The following is an 18866-nucleotide window of genomic DNA, read 5'->3' on the forward strand; positions in this document are numbered from 1 at the left end:
CTCATTATTATGCCCTTCATTTTATCATATTTTATTCATTCATACATTTCTGTTTTTAACGAAGAATCTGTTTTATCGTCTGTGAATAATACCATTTTTACTTTTTTATGGTACAATTTAAAAGCTCTTTTTTATTTGATACGACATAGAAAGAAGGGATTCATCTCTTGCGATTCAGAGACTTTCATAAAAATATCAAAATAAGAATCATTGAAACTTTTACTAGTCGCTTTGTTGGCGGTATGATTTTCCCTTTTATGACAATTTATTTAGCGCACCACTTCGGGACAAAAACGACTGGCCTCTTATTGCTTATGACCGTTTTTATTGGCATTGCAAATTCTTTTGTTGGAGGCTATTTATCGGATCAGTTTGGCCGTAAAAAAATGATGTTGATAGCTGAATTAATGCGATTTGGTGCTTTTATCATTATGATGGTATCAAATTCACCGTTTTTTGAATCAGCCATTATGACATACCTCATGATGGTCATCAATAGTATTAGCTGGGGACTTGCAGGTCCAGCTAACGAAGCCATGTTGATTGATGTCAGTACCCCTGAGCAAAGAAAATTGATGTATTCGGTGACTTATTGGGCTAATAATCTATCGATAGCGATTGGCGGAATATTAGGAGCTATGCTCTTTCAACATTATCTATTTGAATTATTTATGGCGCTTTGTCTTGTTCAAGGTGTCTTGGTTATTCTTGTTGCTTACTTCATTGAAGAAAGTCATTCGCCAAAGAACGACTCGATTAAACCTACCCAGCACATCATGAAGTTATTCACTAATTATAAACTTGTTTTTAAAGACAAGCTCTTTATCATTTTTGTTATAGCTGGCATACTTGTTTTCTCAATGGAACTGCAACTCACCAACTATATTGGCATCAGACTCAGCAAATATATGCCGACCCAATCCTTTCTTTTCTGGAACATGGATGGAATCACCATGATGGGTTTCTTACGGAGCGAAAATACCTTTTTGGTCGCCATTCTTGTCCTATTCGTATCTAAAGTGAGTCACCTTTTAAATGATAAAGCAACTTTGATCGTGAGTTGTACTTTATTCTCGATTGGTTATGGCTGTTTATCATTTTTTACGAATGTCTGGTTGCTCATTCTATTCATGTTGATTCTAACTGTAGGTGAAGTTTTTCGTGTCCCTGTGGAACAATCGTATACTGCAGCCATTCCACCAGATGACGCGAGAAGTACTTACATGGCCATTAATGGACTAAAATACAATATCGCTATGCTCATAACTTCTTTAACTATTACATTAAGTACTTACTTATCTGCTTTAACCATGGCTATTATTATTACGGGTATTGGTTTAATAGGTACTCTTCTTTACTTTGTTATCATTCCAAAACTGGAAGAACGGATAGCGATAAGATCTCAATCGTCTGCTATTTTATAAAATTAGGGACTGCATGATGCAGTCCCTTTTATTAATGACTTTAGTCAGTTGAGAACCTAAAATGCGCGAAAACAATAAACCACCTGCTATGCGGGTGGGGACCAAAATGTAATAAAAAAAGCTCTTCCTTTCGCTAGAATATTGTTGTTCAGGCTATATTGCTAAAATGAAACGAAGAACTGTTATTGCCCACACAAATGGATGTGTAAGTACCTTATTGTATTCATCACTTATTAATAAACTATTCAGATTTAAATCATCTAAAATCTAACAAAACAGGATCATCTTTGTGAAGGGTTATTTTATTTTACTTCTTTAGAACTTCAATATCACTGAATTCCTCCCTAATCTTCATGGCTCTTTCAGGATAGTCCGTCATAATCCCGTCAACGTCTAGTGCGAATAAACGTCTCATATCATCCGCATCATTAATGGTCCAAGCTCTGACAGCTAAGCCTTCATCCTGAATAACTGAAGTTGAAGGCGATAATGCTGCAGGTTTATATAGATGAAGGCTAGAAGCTCCAATGTGTCTTGCATAAAGCCAAGGATCATATAATTTTTCGAACAAGAGGATTCCAAAGTCTGCTTCTGGTTCAATCGCTTTTAGTCTAGCGAGTGATTCATGATTAAAAGATGAATAGAGTGTCGGGTGATTTGGGCGCCATTCATGGACTGCATCTATCACTTTCTGCTCAATGAATGGATAGTCAATACGATCGGTTTTTAGTTCAATATTCAACGTTCCTTCATAATCTTTGAGAAGTGTTAAGACTTCTTTTAAGGTTGGGATTCGTTCACCTTTATATTCATCTGAAAACCATGCCCCTGCATCAAATTGTTTGAGTTCTTGCAAGGTGTAATCTTTCACATATCCTTTTCCGTTTGTTGTACGATCTATTTTCTCATCATGAATAATCACAAGTTCCTGATCTTTCGTTAAGTGAACATCAAGCTCAATTCCATCACTATTAATTCGCATTGCTTCCTTAAATGCAGCGATGGTATTTTCCGGACGATTACCTTTACTCCCTCGGTGGGCAAAAATAGCCGTTTTCACATTTAGCCCCTCCTTCTTATTTTTATTAGCTTGTTCTAATGACTAGTGTATCACTTTTTATTTGCAAGATTCATTTGTGCAATAGCTTCATTAACATGGTCAGCTGCTGTGTCTAATGATTGTTGTAAATTCTTCCCTTGATATAAATCATCAATCGCACGTGACATAATGACTCGCGATTGAGGCATTAACGTCATCATAGGACCACGAGTGGCATACGTTGATTTTGTATCGTGAAATTGATTGACTGCTACTTTAAATTGAGGTGTTTTCTTATAATTTTTTATAATAATGGGCTCTTTATAAGCACCCGGATTAATCGGAAAATAGCCTGTATGAATATGCCAATCTGCTTGTGACTTTGGCGAAGCCATATATTTCATGAAAGCAAAGGCGGCTTTTTCTTCTTTAGCACTCTTTCCCTTAGATAACCAAAGTGAAGCGCCTCCAATCACGACTCCTTGCCTTTCAATATTGTCAGGCCTTGGTATGTAAGCTACCCCTACCTTAAATGGTGCATTCTTAAACATTTCCGCCATACTGGCTGAAGATGACATGAACATCCCGACTTTTTGAGTTAGAAATCCAGATGACTCGTTGTCGCCACTCGTGCCATAGTTAGCCAGTGTCCCATCTTTCTGCATTTCTCTTAACCACTTAAAAATATTTAATCCCTTTTGTGAGTTGAACGTCGCCTTTGTTGCAAGACCTGTTCTTCCATTGTTTTGGTTAATATATTCTCCGCCTTGGACAGCGAGTAATTCCTCAAAAAACCAAGGATAATTAAGAAAAGAAAAACCCTTCATTCCTTTGTTTGCTTGCGTTAGTTTTTTTGCAGCCTCGCGAAATTGTGAATACGTTTCTGGCGGCTTATTTGGATCAAGTCCGGCTTTTTTAAAGGCATCTGCGTTGTACAGAACAACAGGTGTTGAAGAGTTAAATGGCATCGAATATAACTTTCCATTCACGGTATAATAGTTTCTTATATTTCTTTCCAATTGATTCATATTATAGTGTTCTTCGTCCATTAATTGTTGAACAGGGACGATATCACCGCTTTCGATCATATACTTCGAACCAATGTCTTGAGCCTGATAAATGTTAGGAGCATTGTCTGTTCCTCCTACACGTCTAAATTTTGCCAATGACTCCTCATAGGAGCCTTGATATTCTGGTTTAACGTAAATTTCATCTTGTGACTGATTAAAATCATTAACGATTTTATTTAACGCCTCCAGTGGTGGGCCAGCCATGGAATGCCAAAAAACGATTTGAATCCGATTATCATCTGCATGAGATAGACCCGAACAAGCTGATAGTAGAACTGAACTCATTAATAAGAAAACAGCAACAATCATTTTCCTCTTCATTCTTTAATTCCTCTCCTGAATAAGTTTTATAACAAATGAGAATCACTATTCGTTATTTAACTGCCCCATCCATTAGACCTTTTTGTAAGTGCTTTTGACCTAAGAACAAGACAAGTAACGTCGGAATGGCCACAATAACCACACCAGCCATAACGACACCCCACTGGGTTACATTTTCCTGTGCATGAAGTTGTCGCAGTCCGATTTGTGCGGTTCTCGAACGTTCATCCGTTGTTACAAGAAGCGGCCAGAGATAAGAATTCCACGTTGTCAAAAAACAGTAGATCCCTAACGTAACGAGGCTCGTTTTCGATACTGGCATGACCACTTTTAGAAAAAAGGACAAATGACCAAGACCAGCCATTCGAGAAGCTTCATGTAATTCCTTCGGGATCGTTTTAAAATGCTGCCTCAATAGAAACGTACCAAACGCAGTTGCAAAGAATGGAATCGTCAATGCTGCATAGTGATTGATCCAACCTAGTTTTTGGACTGTAACAAAATTAGGAATAATCGACGCTTCCCATGGTATCATCATGGTTGAAACAAAGAGAAAAAATAAAAATTGACGTCCCCTAAATTCAATAAATACAAAAGCATAGGCAGCTAGACTACAAACAATGATTTGACCAATTGTGGTGATGATTGAAACCAGCATACTGTTAATCAATGAATGAAGGAGCGGTAATGCTTGAAAGGCATCGATATAATTTGTCAACGAAAACGATTTTGGTATCAAATGACCCATTAAAACCTCTTTTGTTGACATGAAACTGACGAGAAAAGCGTATATGATCGGAAAAAAGAGTAATAGTGCGATAAGGATTAAGACCACATAAAGACTTCCTCTTTTGATAGCCATCATTGGTAGTGCACCTTCTTCTCAACAAATTTAAATTGCAATAGTGTAACAATAAGAATCAGTAGAAAGAGTATAACGACTTCAGCGCTTGCTTTGCCAAAATTGAAATTAACAAAAGCGTCTTTATAGATCGCGTAGACCATTAGATTGGTGGTTTGACCAGGACCCCCGCCTGTAAGTAAGTCAATTTGACCAAAGGTTTGGAACGCATTTATGAGAGAGACGGTCATGATAAAAAACAGTGTTGGCGATAGCATAGGGATCGTAATTCGTCTAAGCTGATAGAAGTAACCTGCTCCATCAATGCTGGAACTTTCATATAGACTTTGATCAATATTTTGCAAGCCTCCAAAAATGATTAAAAAAGAAAAGCCAAGATTCAGCCAAATGGTCGTCATCGATACAGCCAATAAAGCCCAGTGTGGATCAGCCAACCAATTTATTTCTTGTATTCCAAATAATGATATAATCCGATTTAATACACCCATTGTCGGATTAAAGATAAATAACCAAGTGACAGAAGCTGCTGCGACAGACACACCTAAGCTTGAAGCAAATATGGTTCGAAAAAAATGGATTCCCTTAAGTTTTTCATTGGCTAATAGAGCAAGAAAAAGTGAAATGACGACACTTGCTGGAACGGTATACAAAATAAAAAGAAAAGTGGCCTTAACACTTTGCAGAAAGTCAGCCGATTGGAACAGTTGAATAAAGTTATCAAACCCAACAAAAACGGTTGGAAGACCTTTTTGATTCGTTAAAAAAAAGCTAAGATAGATCGTACGAAATAGAGGATAGAAGACAAATACAGAAAATAAGATCAGTGATGGAAGAAGAAATAATAAAGCCACTTGAAAACGACGTGTCTTCTCCCAAAACGTTCGGTATGGCATATTAAGAGAAGGCACCTGTCCCGTCGTCGTAGGATTTTCCATAGCCATTAAGCTAACACCCCTTTTTGTAATTCATCATGATCTTGCCTGGTTGAACTATGAACGAGCTGACGCGTGTCCTTGTCGAATACGCATAGTTCATCTGCATCTAGCGCAATAGAAATTTTATCTCCTGGCTCAAATAACCACTGTCCATTCCATTTGGCGATCCATTGTTGATCGTTTATTTGAAAGGAAAAGAGAGTGTCATTTCCGAGCAGTTCTACATGATTTATTTCTACTTGAACAATCGTTTGATTCGGATTATTTGGTTGAGGAATATGAATGTACTCTGGCCGTAAACCGATGATATAGGTTGACGTTTTTAATTTAGGAAGAGTCATGGTTAATTTCAAGTCTTTGTTGATTCTGATTTCTTGAGAGTTTCCATCATAATACGCTTCACACATATTCATTTGCGGTGAACCTATAAATGACGCTACGAAGGTATTTGCAGGATGATTGTAAATATCGATCGGCCGACCTATTTGTTGAATTTTACCTTGGTTTAGAATCATCATACGGTCACCCATTGTCATCGCTTCAACTTGATCATGCGTAACGTAAATCATCGTTGTTCCAAATTGACGTTGTATTTTCCTAATTTCACCACGCATATGAGCCCGTAACTTTGCATCTAAATTAGACAAAGGTTCATCCATTAAACAAATAGGAGATTGACTAACGATGGCACGAGCCAAAGCTACTCTTTGTCTTTGTCCGCCTGATAATTCACGAGGTTTTCTGTTAAGATAGGCTGTGAGGTTTAGCATTTCACAAGCTTCAAGTAATCGTTTTTCCCTTTCTTCGGGTGAGATTTTTTTCACCCGCAAGCCAAAAACGATATTTTCGCGAACATTAAGATGAGGATAAAGAGCATAATTTTGGAAGACCATGGAGATGTCACGCTGGCTAGGAGACCAATGATTGGCCATTTCTCCTCCGATACGCAAAACACCTTCAGAAATATTTTCTAGACCTGCAATCATTCGTAGAAGTGTACTTTTTCCACATCCTGATGGCCCAACAATGACAAAAAACTCACCAGATTCAATATTCACGTCAAGATTCTTGATAATGTAAGGTTGCTTATTGCCATAGAGTTTAGAGACGTTTAACAATTCCACTTCACTCATACTTAACACATCCTTTTATCGTTTTAGTTCCTACAATTTATCACAGATGGCGAGGTTTAACGATAGAATATTGGCAGTTTTTACATAATTTACATATCGTTTAGAAAAGCCTTACATTTTTACAAAAATAAAAGAATGTTTATTCATGTTATCAGAGAGAACCCATCACTCACTTAACTAGTAAATTGACGTGCATTGCTGTGCGAATATTTTATTCCTTTTTTATGTAAACGTTTAACTATCAATATTTTTTATTTCTCAAAATCTAGTTTATCTGTTATTATAAATATATGATTTTAAAAGATATATAGAAATGTAAACGTTTAACTTATCTTCTATACAAATGAAAACGCTTTTGTAACCGTTTATATAGCTTTTAATTTACTTTTTGGATGAAAGTGAGTTGGGTATTATGGATTTTCTTTTAGGGATTCTTCCTTCTCTATCTTGGGGAAGTATGATTTTAGTAAGTATGAAAATGGGCGGTGGACCATTCAATCAAACGATGGGGACGACACTAGGAGCTTTAATTATGTCTGTAGCCCAGTTTATTATAGTTAGGCCTGAATTAACACCTACCATTATTATCGTAGGTATCATATCTGGACTTTTTTGGTCGGTTGGACAAAGCAATCAATTTAAAAGCGTTCCATATCTCGGCGTATCTAAAACAATGCCTATATCTACTGGCATGCAACTTGTTTCTACTGCTCTTTTCGGTGTAATCGTATTCAAAGAGTGGTCAACGCTTCAAACAATCATACTTGGTTCTTTGGCCATTATCTTTATCATTATCGGCGTCGTCTTAACATCTATTGATGGCAGAAAACAAGAAGTTAATAATCCTGGAGATTTCAAAAAAGGGATTGTCACATTAACGATTTCATCACTAGGTTTTCTAGGTTATGTTGTCTTTGCTAGAATCTTTCACGTTGACGGTTGGGTAGCCTTATTCCCACAAGCCATTGGGATGCTAATTGGAAGTCTATTTATTACACTTAAACATAAACCATTTAATCTATATACTGTTAAAAATATCTTGCCAGGATTAATTTGGGCAGCAGGAAACCTGTTCCTCTTCATGTCTCAATCAAGACTTGGTGTAGCTACTAGTTTTTCACTCTCTCAAATGGGTATTATTATATCCATTTTTGGCGGAATTGTTTTTCTTGGTGAAAAGAAAACAAAACGTCAACTTGTCTATATTGGAATTGCCAGCATTCTAATTATCTTCGGTGGGGTTTTCCTTGGTATTGCTAAAGCCTAACGCCACTGATGGAAGTTTCACTTTATATAAAACAAGCCCTCAGCTTTGTTTCAAAACAAAACTGAGGGCTTGTTTGCTTTAATAAATTTGTCCTTATTTGGTTTATGTCTAAATGGTTAACTCTTATTATTCGCCTATCATTTATTCAAATGATGTCCCATCAGCTTATCTTTATCTTCGTATGCACACTTTTTTTCGATCGCTATCGTTAGTTGTTTCATCTGGTCTTGAATTCTATCCATTAAAGTCGAGTCTTGAATAGCTGGCGTTTTAATTTTATCAATTTGCGTGTCGAGTATATATACCCCTTGCAGGAGTTCAGCTTTTAACGTTGCAAGTAACGGTTTAAGGGCAAATTCAATAGCCAATAAATGTTTGCTGCTGCCACCTACCATAATCGGTAAAACGGGTGTATCCTTTAATACATCTTCTGGCAGTAAATCGATCAGTGCCTTAAATATTCCCGTGTAAGACGCCTTATATACGGGAGACCCAATGATAACACCGTCTGCTGCACGCAAAGCATTGCCAATCGCTACCACTTCTGGATCGTTGAAACGTGTATAGAAAAGAGCTTCTGGCGACACATCTCTAACGGAAAAAAATTGAACAGTATAACCTTGATCCATCGCGATCTCTCTAAATTGATCCAAGGCGCGATCGGATCTCGAACGTTCCGCTGGACTCCCCGATAAAATAACAATTTGACGCATACTAACCCTTCCCCTCTATTTAGATCATATCATTTTCGAAACCTTCTTAAATGATAATGGACAATGTCATAGTTAAGTTCTTTAAAGTTTAGTTTAATTCTTACTTTTCCAAGCTGTCAACTTGAATTTGAATGGAAACTTCTATTCTAATGTGACTTTACCCTATTGTAACCGATTATCATCTAGGAGACAAAAGTCACAGTATACGATCATATAAACTTTATTTGATGATAAGGAGGCCGGCGATAATTCTTTATCTATTTAATGCAACCCTGCGTTAAAAATGACTAAATAACGTTATATACATAGAGTATTACTTTTTCTAAAATTATGTGATGCACCTCCATTTTAATCAAATACTATAAAGACTCGAATCTTTTTTATATTATCGTTTCATGTTATAGTTTTTTTAGCCAACATATATCTGACAACAAAGGTCATAAAGGATGAGTTAAATATGGGAAAAACAATAGGTTTTATTGGTTCGGGAAACATGGGCAGCGCCATAATTAGAGGACTAATACAAGCCGGCGTCGTTAATAAAGAGGATATTATTGTAAGCAGTGGAAAAAGTGGCCGCAAGGAAAAATTGCAACAAGAGATAGGATTTCAACTTAAAGAAAACAACGTGATTGTAGCCCAAGAATCGGATATCTTATTTCTTGCTGTAAAACCGCATATTATTCCCACTGTTTTAACAGAACTTAAACAAACCATGACAAACGAGACCCTCATCGTTACAGTTGCGGTGGGTTTAACAATACAATCATATAAAGATGCTCTTGGGCAGGAGGCCAAGGTGATTCGTGCACTTCCAAACACACCATCTGCTGTTGGTGAAGGTATGACATCCATTTCATTTGAATCTCCTGTCACAGAAGAAGACTGGCATGCCGTCAATAAACTATTTTCTGCTATAGGAAAAACGGAAGTTATCGATGAGAAGTTGATGAATGCCGCAGCGGCAATTGCAGGTAGCAGCCCTGCATTCGTTGACATGTTTATTGAATCTCTTGCAGATGGAGGCGTCTTAAATGGTCTTCCTCGCGCATCGGCCTACAAACTTGCCGCTCAAGCTGTACTAGGTTCCGCAAAACTTGTATTAGAATCTGGGGAACATCCTGGATTATTAAAAGACCAAGTCTGCTCTCCAAGTGGTACAACCATCGAAGCCGTTCGTACACTAGAAAAACATGGATTTAGACACGCCGTCATTGATGCAGTTGATGCATGCGTGAAAAAGGCCAATCATGTAGGCTAAAAAAAGACCAGCCCAGTCGTTATTACATATGACGTCTGGGCTATTTTTATAAAAAATGTCAACCAAGTTCAAAGCATTAGATCAATAAGTTGCAATTTTCGTTAACCACTTCAAACAAAATAGCGATGCCAACACCTCCGCCGCTTCCTATTGCCGCTACGACATAGTTCAGATCCTCTCTCCTTTGAGCTTCGTAAAACAAACGCGTCACCAAAATGGCACCTGAAGCCCCATAAGGATGCCCCATTGTAAGCGCCCCACCTCTTATATTTAGTTTCTCTATTGGAATTTCAAGTTCACGGGAACAAGCGACGATTTTTACCGCAAACGCCTCATTCATTTCAAACAAATCAATATCAGAAATCGCCAAATCATTTCTTTTTAATAAGGTTTTTATTGCAGGAACCGGCGCTATAGCAGGGTAAAAAGGATGTACACCTGATACGCACGAGTCAACAAAACGTAGAACAGGTGTGAACCCTAGTTCGATTGCCATTTGTTCTTCCATGATGGTCGTCACACAAGCTCCATCGTTAATTCCACAGCTATTGGCTGCCGTGATGGTTCCATTTTCTTTAAATACAGGTTTAGCCCGTCGAATGAGCCGGTCCATAGGTCTTTTTTTGATAAAACATTCATCTACCAGGAGCTCGGGTCTCTTTAAAATTTCACAGTCAAAATAGCGTTGTTCAAATGATTCTTGACTTCTTTGATAACTAAGCAAAGCATACTCATCTTGAGCCTTTCGAGTTATGTTATAATGCTCAGCGACATATTCAGCCGCCACACCCATATCAGGGTCACCCATTTCGAGAGGTGAGAACTGTGCACGCTCTTTAAAGGGTGATAAGCTTGTACTTTCTGTGCCACCTGCTAAATAACACTGACCCGCCCCACCTTGAATAAAATAGCTGGCGGTCCTAATTGCCTCTAATCCTGCACTGCATTGACGATCAATCGTCATACCAGGGATTGAATCAGGTAATCTAGCCGTTAGAGCTGCTAATCTTGCCAGATTCCCTCCAGGTCCAACAATATTACCTAGCACAACATCATCTATTCTATTTTCTAAATCCTGACTACATATTTTTAGAAGAGGGGCAACTAAATCTTGTGGCTTTACCTTTTTCAAAGCACCATCTTTTCTCCCAATGGGAGACCGTTTTGCGTGTACAATTACCGCTTTATTCACGCTATCACCTCTTTAAATCTCTTAATCAAACGTTTGTTTAACTATTTTTCTACAAAAAAACTTAAAAAGAGACTTACTGGTAAACTTAATCATATAACTAGTTTACATTTTTTAAAAGCTGTTTTACACTTTTAGTAGTATTTCATTATGTTTAGAACAGGCGGTTATTATGAGAATTGAGCAACGCATTTTTGACCAATGTAAAAAAACACCTCACCACTGGGCACTGTCAAACGATCAAACCCGGATGTCCTTTTCCACATTAGAAACTAACATTCGTCATCGTGTAAAGCAGTTGCTTAACGCAGGCGCCAAACCTGGCGATATCTTTGCGATCTGTCTTCCTAACGATATAACCTATGTGATTGATGTTTTAGCTGTTCTCGAATGCAAAGGAATTATCATGCCGCTTCACCATGAATTATCAGATTCCGAAATGGAACGAACATTTTCTATCCAAATACCTCATTGGTTTATTTCAAATAAAGGGATTAAAAAGATGCCAGTTAAAGATCATGATTTACCAACTTTGGAATATACTCAATCAGATCCCTTGTTATTTGGTTTTACATCAGGATCAACGGGTTACCCAAAAGGTTTTATTAAAAGTCATGATTCATGGTCTTCGGTTTTTGATGAATGGTCGGAAAATTTTCATCTTCATGCAGGTGATCGGATTTTGATCCCTTTACATCTTTCATATTCTGCGCAGTTATTTGCCGCGCTCCAAGCATTATGTGTTGGTATAGAAGTACATATGGTAAACAGTTTTTCACCAGAATCATTTTTCAATAGTAAATCGACCTGTGTTACCATCACACCTGCTCTCATTCAGCCTTTAATAAAGTATCATCATGTGCATCCACTTGAAACAAATAAGATGCCGCGTGCCGTTATTTCTGTCGGCAATACCTTATCACCAACATTAAGAAAATCATTTGAACAAGCTTTTCCGAGTAGCCAGTTATACGAATACTATGGTTCTTCTGAAATGGGGTGTGTAAGTATATTAACTCCTGAACAAGCGAAAAAAGTACCAGATACAGTTGGATTCCCTATTGAAAGTGTCGATGTAACGATACGTAATGATATCGGTGAAATATTGCCGTCTGGTGAAATTGGCAAAGTTTTCGTTAAAACCTCTCAAGCGTTTAGTGGCTTTGTCAACAATTCGGTTGAAACAGATCGTTCCTTTTATGAAGGGTATGTGACATCCCATGACCTTGGATTGATGAATGAGGACGGAAGTTTGAAAATTATCGGCCGTGATCGTGACATTATTAAAAGTGGTGGCAGCATGATTTTTACTGAGGAAATTGAATGGCTTCTGATGTCTATTCGAGGCGTTGAAGAAGCAGCAGTATTTGGACAACTGGATGAAAGTCGAAGTGAAATCGTCGTTGCTGCGGTTGTTTTGAACGATATTTCCTTACGTGAAACAAAAAAGGCACTAAATTCTAAGCTCGCATCCTATAAAAAACCAAGAAAATGGATTGTACTTAAAGAACTACCAAAGCTACGAAGCGGAAAAGTGGATAAACTTAGTCTTAAAAAAAAGATTAATTGAAATGAAGTGTATGACTAATTGGTCACCAGACCCTTTCGACTCAGTGGAATTAAGGCGATTTGATTTTAAATTGAGCCACTTCTAAATTAATTGAGGTACTTCAACACTGAATTGAGCCACTTCTAAATTAATTGAGGTACTTCAACACTGAATTGAGCCACTTCTGGATTTATTGAGGTTCTTCGACACTGAATTGAGCTACTTCTGAATTAATTGAGGTACTTCAACACTGAATTGAGCCACTTCTGAATTAATTGAGGTACTTCAACACTGAATTGAGCCACTTCTGAATTAATTGAGGTACTTCAACACTGAATTGAGCCACTTCTAAATTAATTGAGGTACTTCAACACTGAATTGAGCCACTTCTGGATTTATTGAGGTACTTCGACACTGAATTGAGCCACTTCTAAATTAATTGAGGTACTTCAACACTGAATTGAGCCACTTCTGGATTAATTGAGGTACTTCAACACTGAATTGAGCCACTTCTGGATTAATTGAGGTACTTCAACACTGAATTGAGCCACTTCTGGATTTATTGGTACTTCGACACTGAATTGAGCTACTTCTGAATTAATTGAGGTTCTTCGACACTGAATTGAGCCACTTCTGGATTAATTGAGGTACTTCAACACTGAATTGAGCCACTTCTGGATTAATTGAGGTACTTCAACACTGAATTGAGCCACTTCTGGATTTATTGGTACTTCGACACTGAATTGAGCTACTTCTGAATTAATTGAGGTTCTTCGACACTGAATTGAGCCACTTCTGGATTAATTGAGGTACTTCAACACTGAATTGAGCCACTTCTGGATTAATTGAGGTACTTCAACACTGAATTGAGCCACTTCTGGATTTATTGAGGTACTTCGACACTGAATTGAGCCACTTCTGAATTAATTGAGGTAATTCGACACTGAATTGAGCCACTTCTGAATTAATTGAGGTACTTCAACATTGAATTGAGTGACTTCTGTAAGGTTATCTTTTTTCTAAGGCCTATATGTAAGAAAATCAGGTCCTCGCATTAGTGGGACCTGAATATAATTTAAAATAATTCTGAAATCACCATAGGAGCCGATCCTTCTTTAATTTCAAATCCAAGTTTCTTATAAAATGGAATAGATTCCGGATAAGATACAAGTATTTTCGTTGGGAAATCGCGATACACTTCAAGCATCATATTTATTAATTTTTTTCCGATCCCTTGATGCTGATAGCTTGGGTGAATCAAGACATAATGAAAATAGACATTTAAGATACCATCTGACAGAGCATTAACAAGTCCTATGAGTTTATCACCATCCCAAGCTGTCACAACACGATGCGATTGTTGAATGGCTTTCTCAAGCTTTTCCGGATAATTTCCCGATTTCCATTCTAAGGATTTAAATAACTGCGTTAACTGATGTTTTGTCGCTTTAGAAACATCAAAACTATAATCAATCCCCATATAGACCCACCTTTTTATCAGGCATTGTTTACTATATCTTATGGTGAATTTATTAATAGGCGACAACTATTCATTTGCAATTGTGAAAATTGTTAGATATCCCGTTAATTTAATCGATACTTCAGTCAGAATTAGAACCTTGCTAAGTCGATATACACTTTATCTGCCCGCTTTTCCGAAGATATAAGTTTTTAAAACACAGATTTTCATAATCATTAACTCAGGGTAAGTTGATTCAACCACTGAATGAGATCTTCAATCATCTCGTCCGATATCGTATGATTTATATCTGAGTATTCATTGAAAAAAACATTGGTTTTCCTTAATTGTTCGGTTAAATATGTATAGTAGTTTTTCTGTCCTTCTATGGAAACTTGTGTATCTTGCGTGCCATGAAGCATGAGAATGGGAGCTTTCAACCGTCCTTTTTTTATAGGATCGTAGTTTTCAAGTAGTTGCTTCTCTTTATCAGTCATCTCTGGTTGATCGTCCATCACTCTAAATAACTGCTCTGATAAGACGAACGAGCCCGAACCATTTATGTTAACTAATCCAGCAAATTGATCATGTGCAGCAATGGTCCCATTGACAATAAATCCTCCCATGGAAATTCCCATAAGGACTAAGTTTTCAGTTGGTATATTTAATAACTTATAAAACGCACTCGCTTCATCGATACTCACCATAACGGTTTTCCAAAAATATGCATATTTAATCTCTTTACTAAGATAGTTTCCTAGAGGCTGTCTATCATCATGATAAATAATTTCTGGTACAATGACCGAATACCCGTGTTTAGTCAAACGGGTAGCAAGTTCTTTCTGCGATTCTACAGTTGATCCCCAACCGTGAAACAAAACAATGGAAATATCTTTTTTAACATCCTTTGGTTCATAAAAATCGTATGAAAAACCGTTTGTTTCTTTTCTGAGCAACTTCAACCTCTCCAATCTTTCCTTTACATACATTAAGAATAATATAAAATCACGAAATAGTTCAGCTCTCGCTTTGAATGGTTTTTATAAATATGTTCAGTATCCGCTTTAAAATGTAAGGATTCTCCTTTATTCAATTGGTGTTCATCGCCTTGGATTTCAAGGATGAGTTCACCCTCACTAACCAGAACATACTCCTCTACACCTTCAGAATGTTTATCGGAATGGTGTTCATATCCAGGTTTCAAACAGATCGTGTAGATTTCAAATTTTTTATCTGGTTGAAATGGAAAAAGGGAATAAACAAGATAATGGCCCTCATCATCGAAGATAGGCTCTAAGTCTATTGGACTAACTGTTGTGATAATTGGTTTATCCTCTTGCATGAGTTCTGAAAATGACACTTTTAAACCACTTGCTATTTTCCATAGAGTCGAGACTGTCGGATTTGAACGACCCTTTTCGATTTGGCCTAACATGGCTTTGCTGACTCCGGTCAAATCAGAGACTTTATCTAGACTTAATCCTCTTGCTTTTCGCATACTGGCTAAATTATGGCCAATCACTTCCTGTAATTTATCCATATATAGCTCCTCTTTAATTTTATATTGATCATTATAACATACATATGTATAATATATTAAACAAAGAGAACGAACAGGAGTGTATGTGTGTATGCAGCAAGCAGAAACATTAAAACAAATTGCACAACCCTCTTTTTCTGATGGAATAAAAGATTGTATACCAACCTTACTTGGCTACTTAAGTATTGGTTTTGCCATGGGAATTGTTGCGGTAACTTCCCATTTAAGCATTTTGGAGATTGGATTACTAGCTGCCCTCGTTTATGCAGGGGCTTCTCAATTTATTATTTGCGCCATGGTTGCTGTACATAGTCCTATCTCTGCCATTATTTTAACGACCTTTATCGTTAATTTGCGTCACCTCTTGCTAAGTGCAACTATTGCTCCTCACTTTAAAAATAGTTCACTTTTCAAAAACATCGGAATGGGTCTTCTTTTAACTGACGAATCCTTTGGCGTTACCGTTAATAAATTAGCAAAAAGAGAACCTATTACAGAGCAATGGCTAAATGGATTAAATTTAACTGCTTATATAAGTTGGGTAATATCTTGTCTATGTGGCGGGGTATTCGGACAATGGGTGAAAAATCCAGAGATCTTCGGTTTAGACTTCTCATTAACAGCCATGTTTGTTGCTCTATTAATTCTTCAGCTTCATAGTATGAATCCGTCAAAATTAAACCACTATATTTTATTAATTATCTATATGATCATCATGATGTATGGTTTATCTTTTTTCGTTTCATTAGACTTAGCCGTCATTATTGCAACAGTCATTGTCAGTACGATTGGAGTGATAACAGATCGATGAGCCTACAACCATCTATTTTATGGATTATTCTTGGCGGAATGCTCGTCACCAGTATACCAAGAATATTACCTTTTATGATCATTCGGAAACTCAACTTACCTGAACCAGTTCTTAAATGGTTGGGTTACGTTCCTATATGTATCTTAACGGCCTTAATCGTTGAAAGTACACTTAAGGTCCCATCTCATGGGATCACTTCGATCAATTTAACCGTTATTTTGGCTATTATTCCAACGTGTATGATTGCAATATGGAGAAAAAGTCTCTTATTAACGGTTATTGTCGGTATTATAACAATGGCGATCATCCGATTTCTACTTGGATAATCGCCATTGTTTGTTCTATTTTTGTCTACATTTTAAAACAAAAGATTCATAAGGTTTTAGTTTAATTGATGAAAGATCTTGTTTTAAATCAAACGGATAGTTGCTGATAAGGCAATCAGCATCATCATGACTTATATGACTTGGCCATTCAAATACCGCTTCTTTATCGTGAAAATTATTGACCACCACGAGAACAGTATCTTCAAGTGTACGTGTATAGGCAAAGATGTCTGGATGCTCTTTAGCTATTAAATCATATTGACCATAGACAACGACTGGCAATTCTTTTCTTAGTCGAATTAATTTTTGATAATGGTAAAAAATCGAATCTGGATCCTTAAGGGCCTGTTCAGCATTAATTGTTTCATAATTTGGATTGACTTTAAGCCATGGGGTGCCAGTCGTAAATCCAGCATGATCTGTTCCATTCCATTGCATCGGTGTACGAGCGTTATCACGACTCTTGGCATAGATAGAAGCCATAATATCTGGCTCGTTATAACCTTGTCCTACTCGTTCATTGTACATATTAATGGTTTCAATATCATTATAGTCATTGACGGTTTTGAATTTAATATTCGTCATCCCGATTTCTTCGCCTTGATAAATATAGGGTGTTCCTTTCATCATATGCAAAAGTGTGCCAAGCATTTTGGCCGATATAACGCGGTACTTGCCATCGTGACCAAAACGGGAAACAATCCGTGGCTGGTCATGATTATTCCAATATAAACTATTCCATCCCCGTTCACTTAATTGATATTGCCATTTACTTAAATTTTCTTTCAGATCCATGAGATCTAATGGTTTTAAATCCCATTTGCTTTTTCCAGGTTGTTGGTCGAGTGACATATGTTCAAATTGGAAGACCATATTTAGTTCGTGACGATCTTCTGCTGTGACAAGTTGTGCTCGCTCTGCATTAATGTCTACACATTCTCCAACAGTTATCGTGTTATACTTCGATAATACTTCACGATTCATTTCTTGGAGAAAATCATGCAGTCTTGGACTGTTTGGTTTGTAAGGTTTATTTACGGCTGTCCCATTAACAAAATCTTCATAAGGAGCTAGAAATTCTTTTTTTGAAATCATATTTATCACGTCCATGCGAAAACCATCGACACCTTTGTCTAACCAAAAGGCCATCATGTCATAGACTTCTTTGCGAACTTGTTCATTCTCCCAGTTCAAATCTGGCTGTTTATCCGCAAACATATGCAGATAGTATTCTCCTGTCAACTCATCGTATTTCCAGGTTGACCCGCCAAACATCGCTCCCCAATCTGTCGGTGGGGTATCTTTATCACCAGGTCTCCAAATATAATAATCTCGCTTTGGATTATCCTTAGACTTCCGAGATTCAATAAACCATGCATGCTCATCAGAAGAATGATTAACGACTAGATCCATAACAAGTTTGATTCCTTTATGATGCATATCCGAAATTAAGGCTTCCCAATCGGCCATTGTACCAAACTCGTCCATAATATCTCTGTAATCACTTATATCATAGCCGTTATCACAGTTGGGAGATTTATAAACGGGCGATAACCAAACAACATCCACACCCAGCTTTTGTAAATAGTCCAATTTTGAACGAATACCTTGAAGGTCTCCGATACCGTCTCCATTGCTATCCATAAAGCTACGAGGATAGATTTGATACACAACACTTTTTTTCCACCAATTATGATCTGTCATGTTAATATCCCTCCTGTATCATAAACACTTCATACTATTATTTATTTTAGCAAAATATTTATGGCACGCTATATAGTAATCGCTTACAATACATTATATAACATGATTTGTAAATATCAATGTAGAGGATCACGCAGGATAAAAAAAGAATATTTTCCTTCTCAATAAAAAATCATAACCACCCTTCCAAAGGGTGGTTTGCTCTAAGGCTATAAGCCTTAATTACCGGCCAGCGTCTAAAGGCGCTGGCTTTCACTTGTGTT

General features: G+C 37.1%; 17 protein-coding genes. 6 read left to right on the plus strand and 11 right to left on the minus strand.

Annotation, left to right across the window (positions count from 1 at the left end; translation table 11 throughout):
- Positions 1–167 precede the first annotated feature (167 nt).
- Positions 168–1424, plus strand: coding sequence for an MDR family MFS transporter (locus FG390_RS10030; protein ID WP_141190892.1), 1257 nt, complete (start codon positions 168–170; stop codon positions 1422–1424).
- 307 nt (positions 1425–1731) lie between these two features.
- Here the strand turns inward: FG390_RS10030 and FG390_RS10035 are convergent, their stop codons facing one another.
- From FG390_RS10035 to FG390_RS10055, 5 genes are read right to left on the minus strand one after another with little or no spacing between them, the layout of a single operon-like run.
- Complete coding sequence (locus FG390_RS10035; protein ID WP_141190893.1) at positions 1732–2484, minus strand: glycerophosphodiester phosphodiesterase; 753 nt, start codon at positions 2482–2484, stop codon at positions 1732–1734.
- A 50-nt stretch (positions 2485–2534) separates the two neighbouring features.
- A complete protein-coding gene (locus tag FG390_RS10040; protein WP_258311640.1) occupies positions 2535–3854 on the minus strand; it encodes an ABC transporter substrate-binding protein in 1320 nt (439 codons plus the stop codon).
- 52 nt (positions 3855–3906) lie between these two features.
- Positions 3907–4719 (minus strand): carbohydrate ABC transporter permease, encoded by an 813-nt coding sequence (locus tag FG390_RS10045; protein ID WP_141190894.1) that lies wholly within the window; start codon positions 4717–4719, stop codon positions 3907–3909.
- Positions 4716–5651, minus strand: a complete 936-nt coding sequence (locus FG390_RS10050; protein ID WP_141190920.1) for a carbohydrate ABC transporter permease — start codon at positions 5649–5651, stop codon at positions 4716–4718. The genes FG390_RS10045 and FG390_RS10050 overlap by 4 nt, the downstream gene beginning before the upstream one ends.
- A 5-nt stretch (positions 5652–5656) precedes the next feature.
- The gene (locus FG390_RS10055; protein WP_141190895.1) at positions 5657–6784 is read right to left on the minus strand and encodes an ABC transporter ATP-binding protein; all 1128 of its coding nucleotides are present in this window, start codon (positions 6782–6784) and stop codon (positions 5657–5659) included.
- Between the two features lie 412 nt (positions 6785–7196).
- On the opposite strand from FG390_RS10055, the gene FG390_RS10060 reads away from it, so the two are divergent.
- On the plus strand, positions 7197–8051 hold the full coding sequence (locus FG390_RS10060) for a GRP family sugar transporter (RefSeq protein WP_141190896.1): 855 nt from the start codon (positions 7197–7199) through the stop codon (positions 8049–8051).
- Positions 8052–8188: 137 nt separating this feature from the next.
- Here the strand turns inward: FG390_RS10060 and ssuE are convergent, their stop codons facing one another.
- Entirely contained in the window at positions 8189–8764 is a 576-nt protein-coding gene (ssuE, locus tag FG390_RS10065; RefSeq protein ID WP_141190897.1) for an NADPH-dependent FMN reductase, read from the minus strand.
- Between the two features lie 457 nt (positions 8765–9221).
- On the opposite strand from ssuE, the gene proC reads away from it, so the two are divergent.
- Positions 9222–10025 carry a pyrroline-5-carboxylate reductase gene (proC, locus tag FG390_RS10070; RefSeq protein WP_141190898.1) on the plus strand — a complete coding sequence of 268 codons (804 nt, stop codon included), beginning with the start codon at positions 9222–9224 and terminating at the stop codon, positions 10023–10025.
- Positions 10026–10101: 76 nt separating this feature from the next.
- Here proC and FG390_RS10075 read toward each other — a convergent pair whose 3' ends face one another.
- Positions 10102–11217 carry an acetyl-CoA C-acyltransferase gene (locus FG390_RS10075; protein WP_141190899.1) on the minus strand — a complete coding sequence of 372 codons (1116 nt, stop codon included), beginning with the start codon at positions 11215–11217 and terminating at the stop codon, positions 10102–10104.
- Positions 11218–11386: 169 nt separating this feature from the next.
- Here FG390_RS10075 and FG390_RS10080 point away from each other — a divergent pair, with 169 nt between their 5' ends.
- Positions 11387–12784 (plus strand): class I adenylate-forming enzyme family protein, encoded by a 1398-nt coding sequence (locus tag FG390_RS10080; RefSeq protein WP_141190900.1) that lies wholly within the window; start codon positions 11387–11389, stop codon positions 12782–12784.
- A gap of 1054 nt (positions 12785–13838) precedes the next feature.
- Here the strand turns inward: FG390_RS10080 and FG390_RS10085 are convergent.
- The 3 genes from FG390_RS10085 to FG390_RS10095 form a co-directional block, all read right to left on the minus strand.
- Positions 13839–14243, minus strand: a complete 405-nt coding sequence (locus FG390_RS10085; RefSeq protein ID WP_141190901.1) for a GNAT family N-acetyltransferase — start codon at positions 14241–14243, stop codon at positions 13839–13841.
- Positions 14244–14458: 215 nt separating this feature from the next.
- On the minus strand, positions 14459–15178 hold the full coding sequence (locus FG390_RS10090; RefSeq protein ID WP_181406455.1) for an alpha/beta hydrolase family protein: 720 nt from the start codon (positions 15176–15178) through the stop codon (positions 14459–14461).
- Positions 15179–15210: 32 nt separating this feature from the next.
- Complete coding sequence (locus tag FG390_RS10095; protein WP_141190903.1) at positions 15211–15762, minus strand: helix-turn-helix domain-containing protein; 552 nt, start codon at positions 15760–15762, stop codon at positions 15211–15213.
- An 85-nt stretch (positions 15763–15847) separates the two neighbouring features.
- Here FG390_RS10095 and FG390_RS10100 point away from each other — a divergent pair, with 85 nt between their 5' ends.
- Entirely contained in the window at positions 15848–16573 is a 726-nt protein-coding gene (locus FG390_RS10100) for an AzlC family ABC transporter permease (RefSeq protein WP_373681548.1), read from the plus strand.
- On the plus strand, positions 16570–16899 hold the full coding sequence (locus FG390_RS10105; protein ID WP_141190905.1) for an AzlD domain-containing protein: 330 nt from the start codon (positions 16570–16572) through the stop codon (positions 16897–16899). Before FG390_RS10100 ends, FG390_RS10105 begins: the two co-directional genes overlap by 4 nt.
- A 15-nt stretch (positions 16900–16914) precedes the next feature.
- On the opposite strand, the gene FG390_RS10110 is transcribed toward FG390_RS10105, so the two are convergent.
- Positions 16915–18603, minus strand: coding sequence for a glycoside hydrolase family 13 protein (locus FG390_RS10110; RefSeq protein ID WP_141190906.1), 1689 nt, complete (start codon positions 18601–18603; stop codon positions 16915–16917).
- Positions 18604–18866 lie beyond the last annotated feature (263 nt).

The organism is Terrilactibacillus laevilacticus, assembly GCF_006517395.1.
Lineage (GTDB): Bacteria > Bacillota > Bacilli > Bacillales > Sporolactobacillaceae > Terrilactibacillus > Terrilactibacillus laevilacticus.

Excerpts from the sequence above, each read along its gene's own strand:
- FG390_RS10040 (WP_258311640.1), bottom strand. The coding sequence starts at position 3,854 with ATGAAGAGGAAAATGATTGTTGCTGTTTTCTTATTAATGAGTTCAGTT.
- FG390_RS10045 (WP_141190894.1), bottom strand. The coding sequence starts at position 4,719 with ATGATGGCTATCAAAAGAGGAAGTCTTTATGTGGTCTTAATCCTTATC.
- FG390_RS10050 (WP_141190920.1), bottom strand. The coding sequence starts at position 5,651 with ATGGAAAATCCTACGACGACGGGACAGGTGCCTTCTCTTAATATGCCA.
- FG390_RS10055 (WP_141190895.1), bottom strand. The coding sequence starts at position 6,784 with ATGAGTGAAGTGGAATTGTTAAACGTCTCTAAACTCTATGGCAATAAG.
- FG390_RS10060 (WP_141190896.1), top strand. The coding sequence starts at position 7,197 with ATGGATTTTCTTTTAGGGATTCTTCCTTCTCTATCTTGGGGAAGTATG.
- ssuE (WP_141190897.1), bottom strand. The coding sequence starts at position 8,764 with ATGCGTCAAATTGTTATTTTATCGGGGAGTCCAGCGGAACGTTCGAGA.
- proC (WP_141190898.1), top strand. The coding sequence starts at position 9,222 with ATGGGAAAAACAATAGGTTTTATTGGTTCGGGAAACATGGGCAGCGCC.
- FG390_RS10080 (WP_141190900.1), top strand. The coding sequence starts at position 11,387 with ATGAGAATTGAGCAACGCATTTTTGACCAATGTAAAAAAACACCTCAC.
- FG390_RS10085 (WP_141190901.1), bottom strand. The coding sequence starts at position 14,243 with ATGGGGATTGATTATAGTTTTGATGTTTCTAAAGCGACAAAACATCAG.
- FG390_RS10095 (WP_141190903.1), bottom strand. The coding sequence starts at position 15,762 with ATGGATAAATTACAGGAAGTGATTGGCCATAATTTAGCCAGTATGCGA.
- FG390_RS10105 (WP_141190905.1), top strand. The coding sequence starts at position 16,570 with ATGAGCCTACAACCATCTATTTTATGGATTATTCTTGGCGGAATGCTC.
- FG390_RS10110 (WP_141190906.1), bottom strand. The coding sequence starts at position 18,603 with ATGACAGATCATAATTGGTGGAAAAAAAGTGTTGTGTATCAAATCTAT.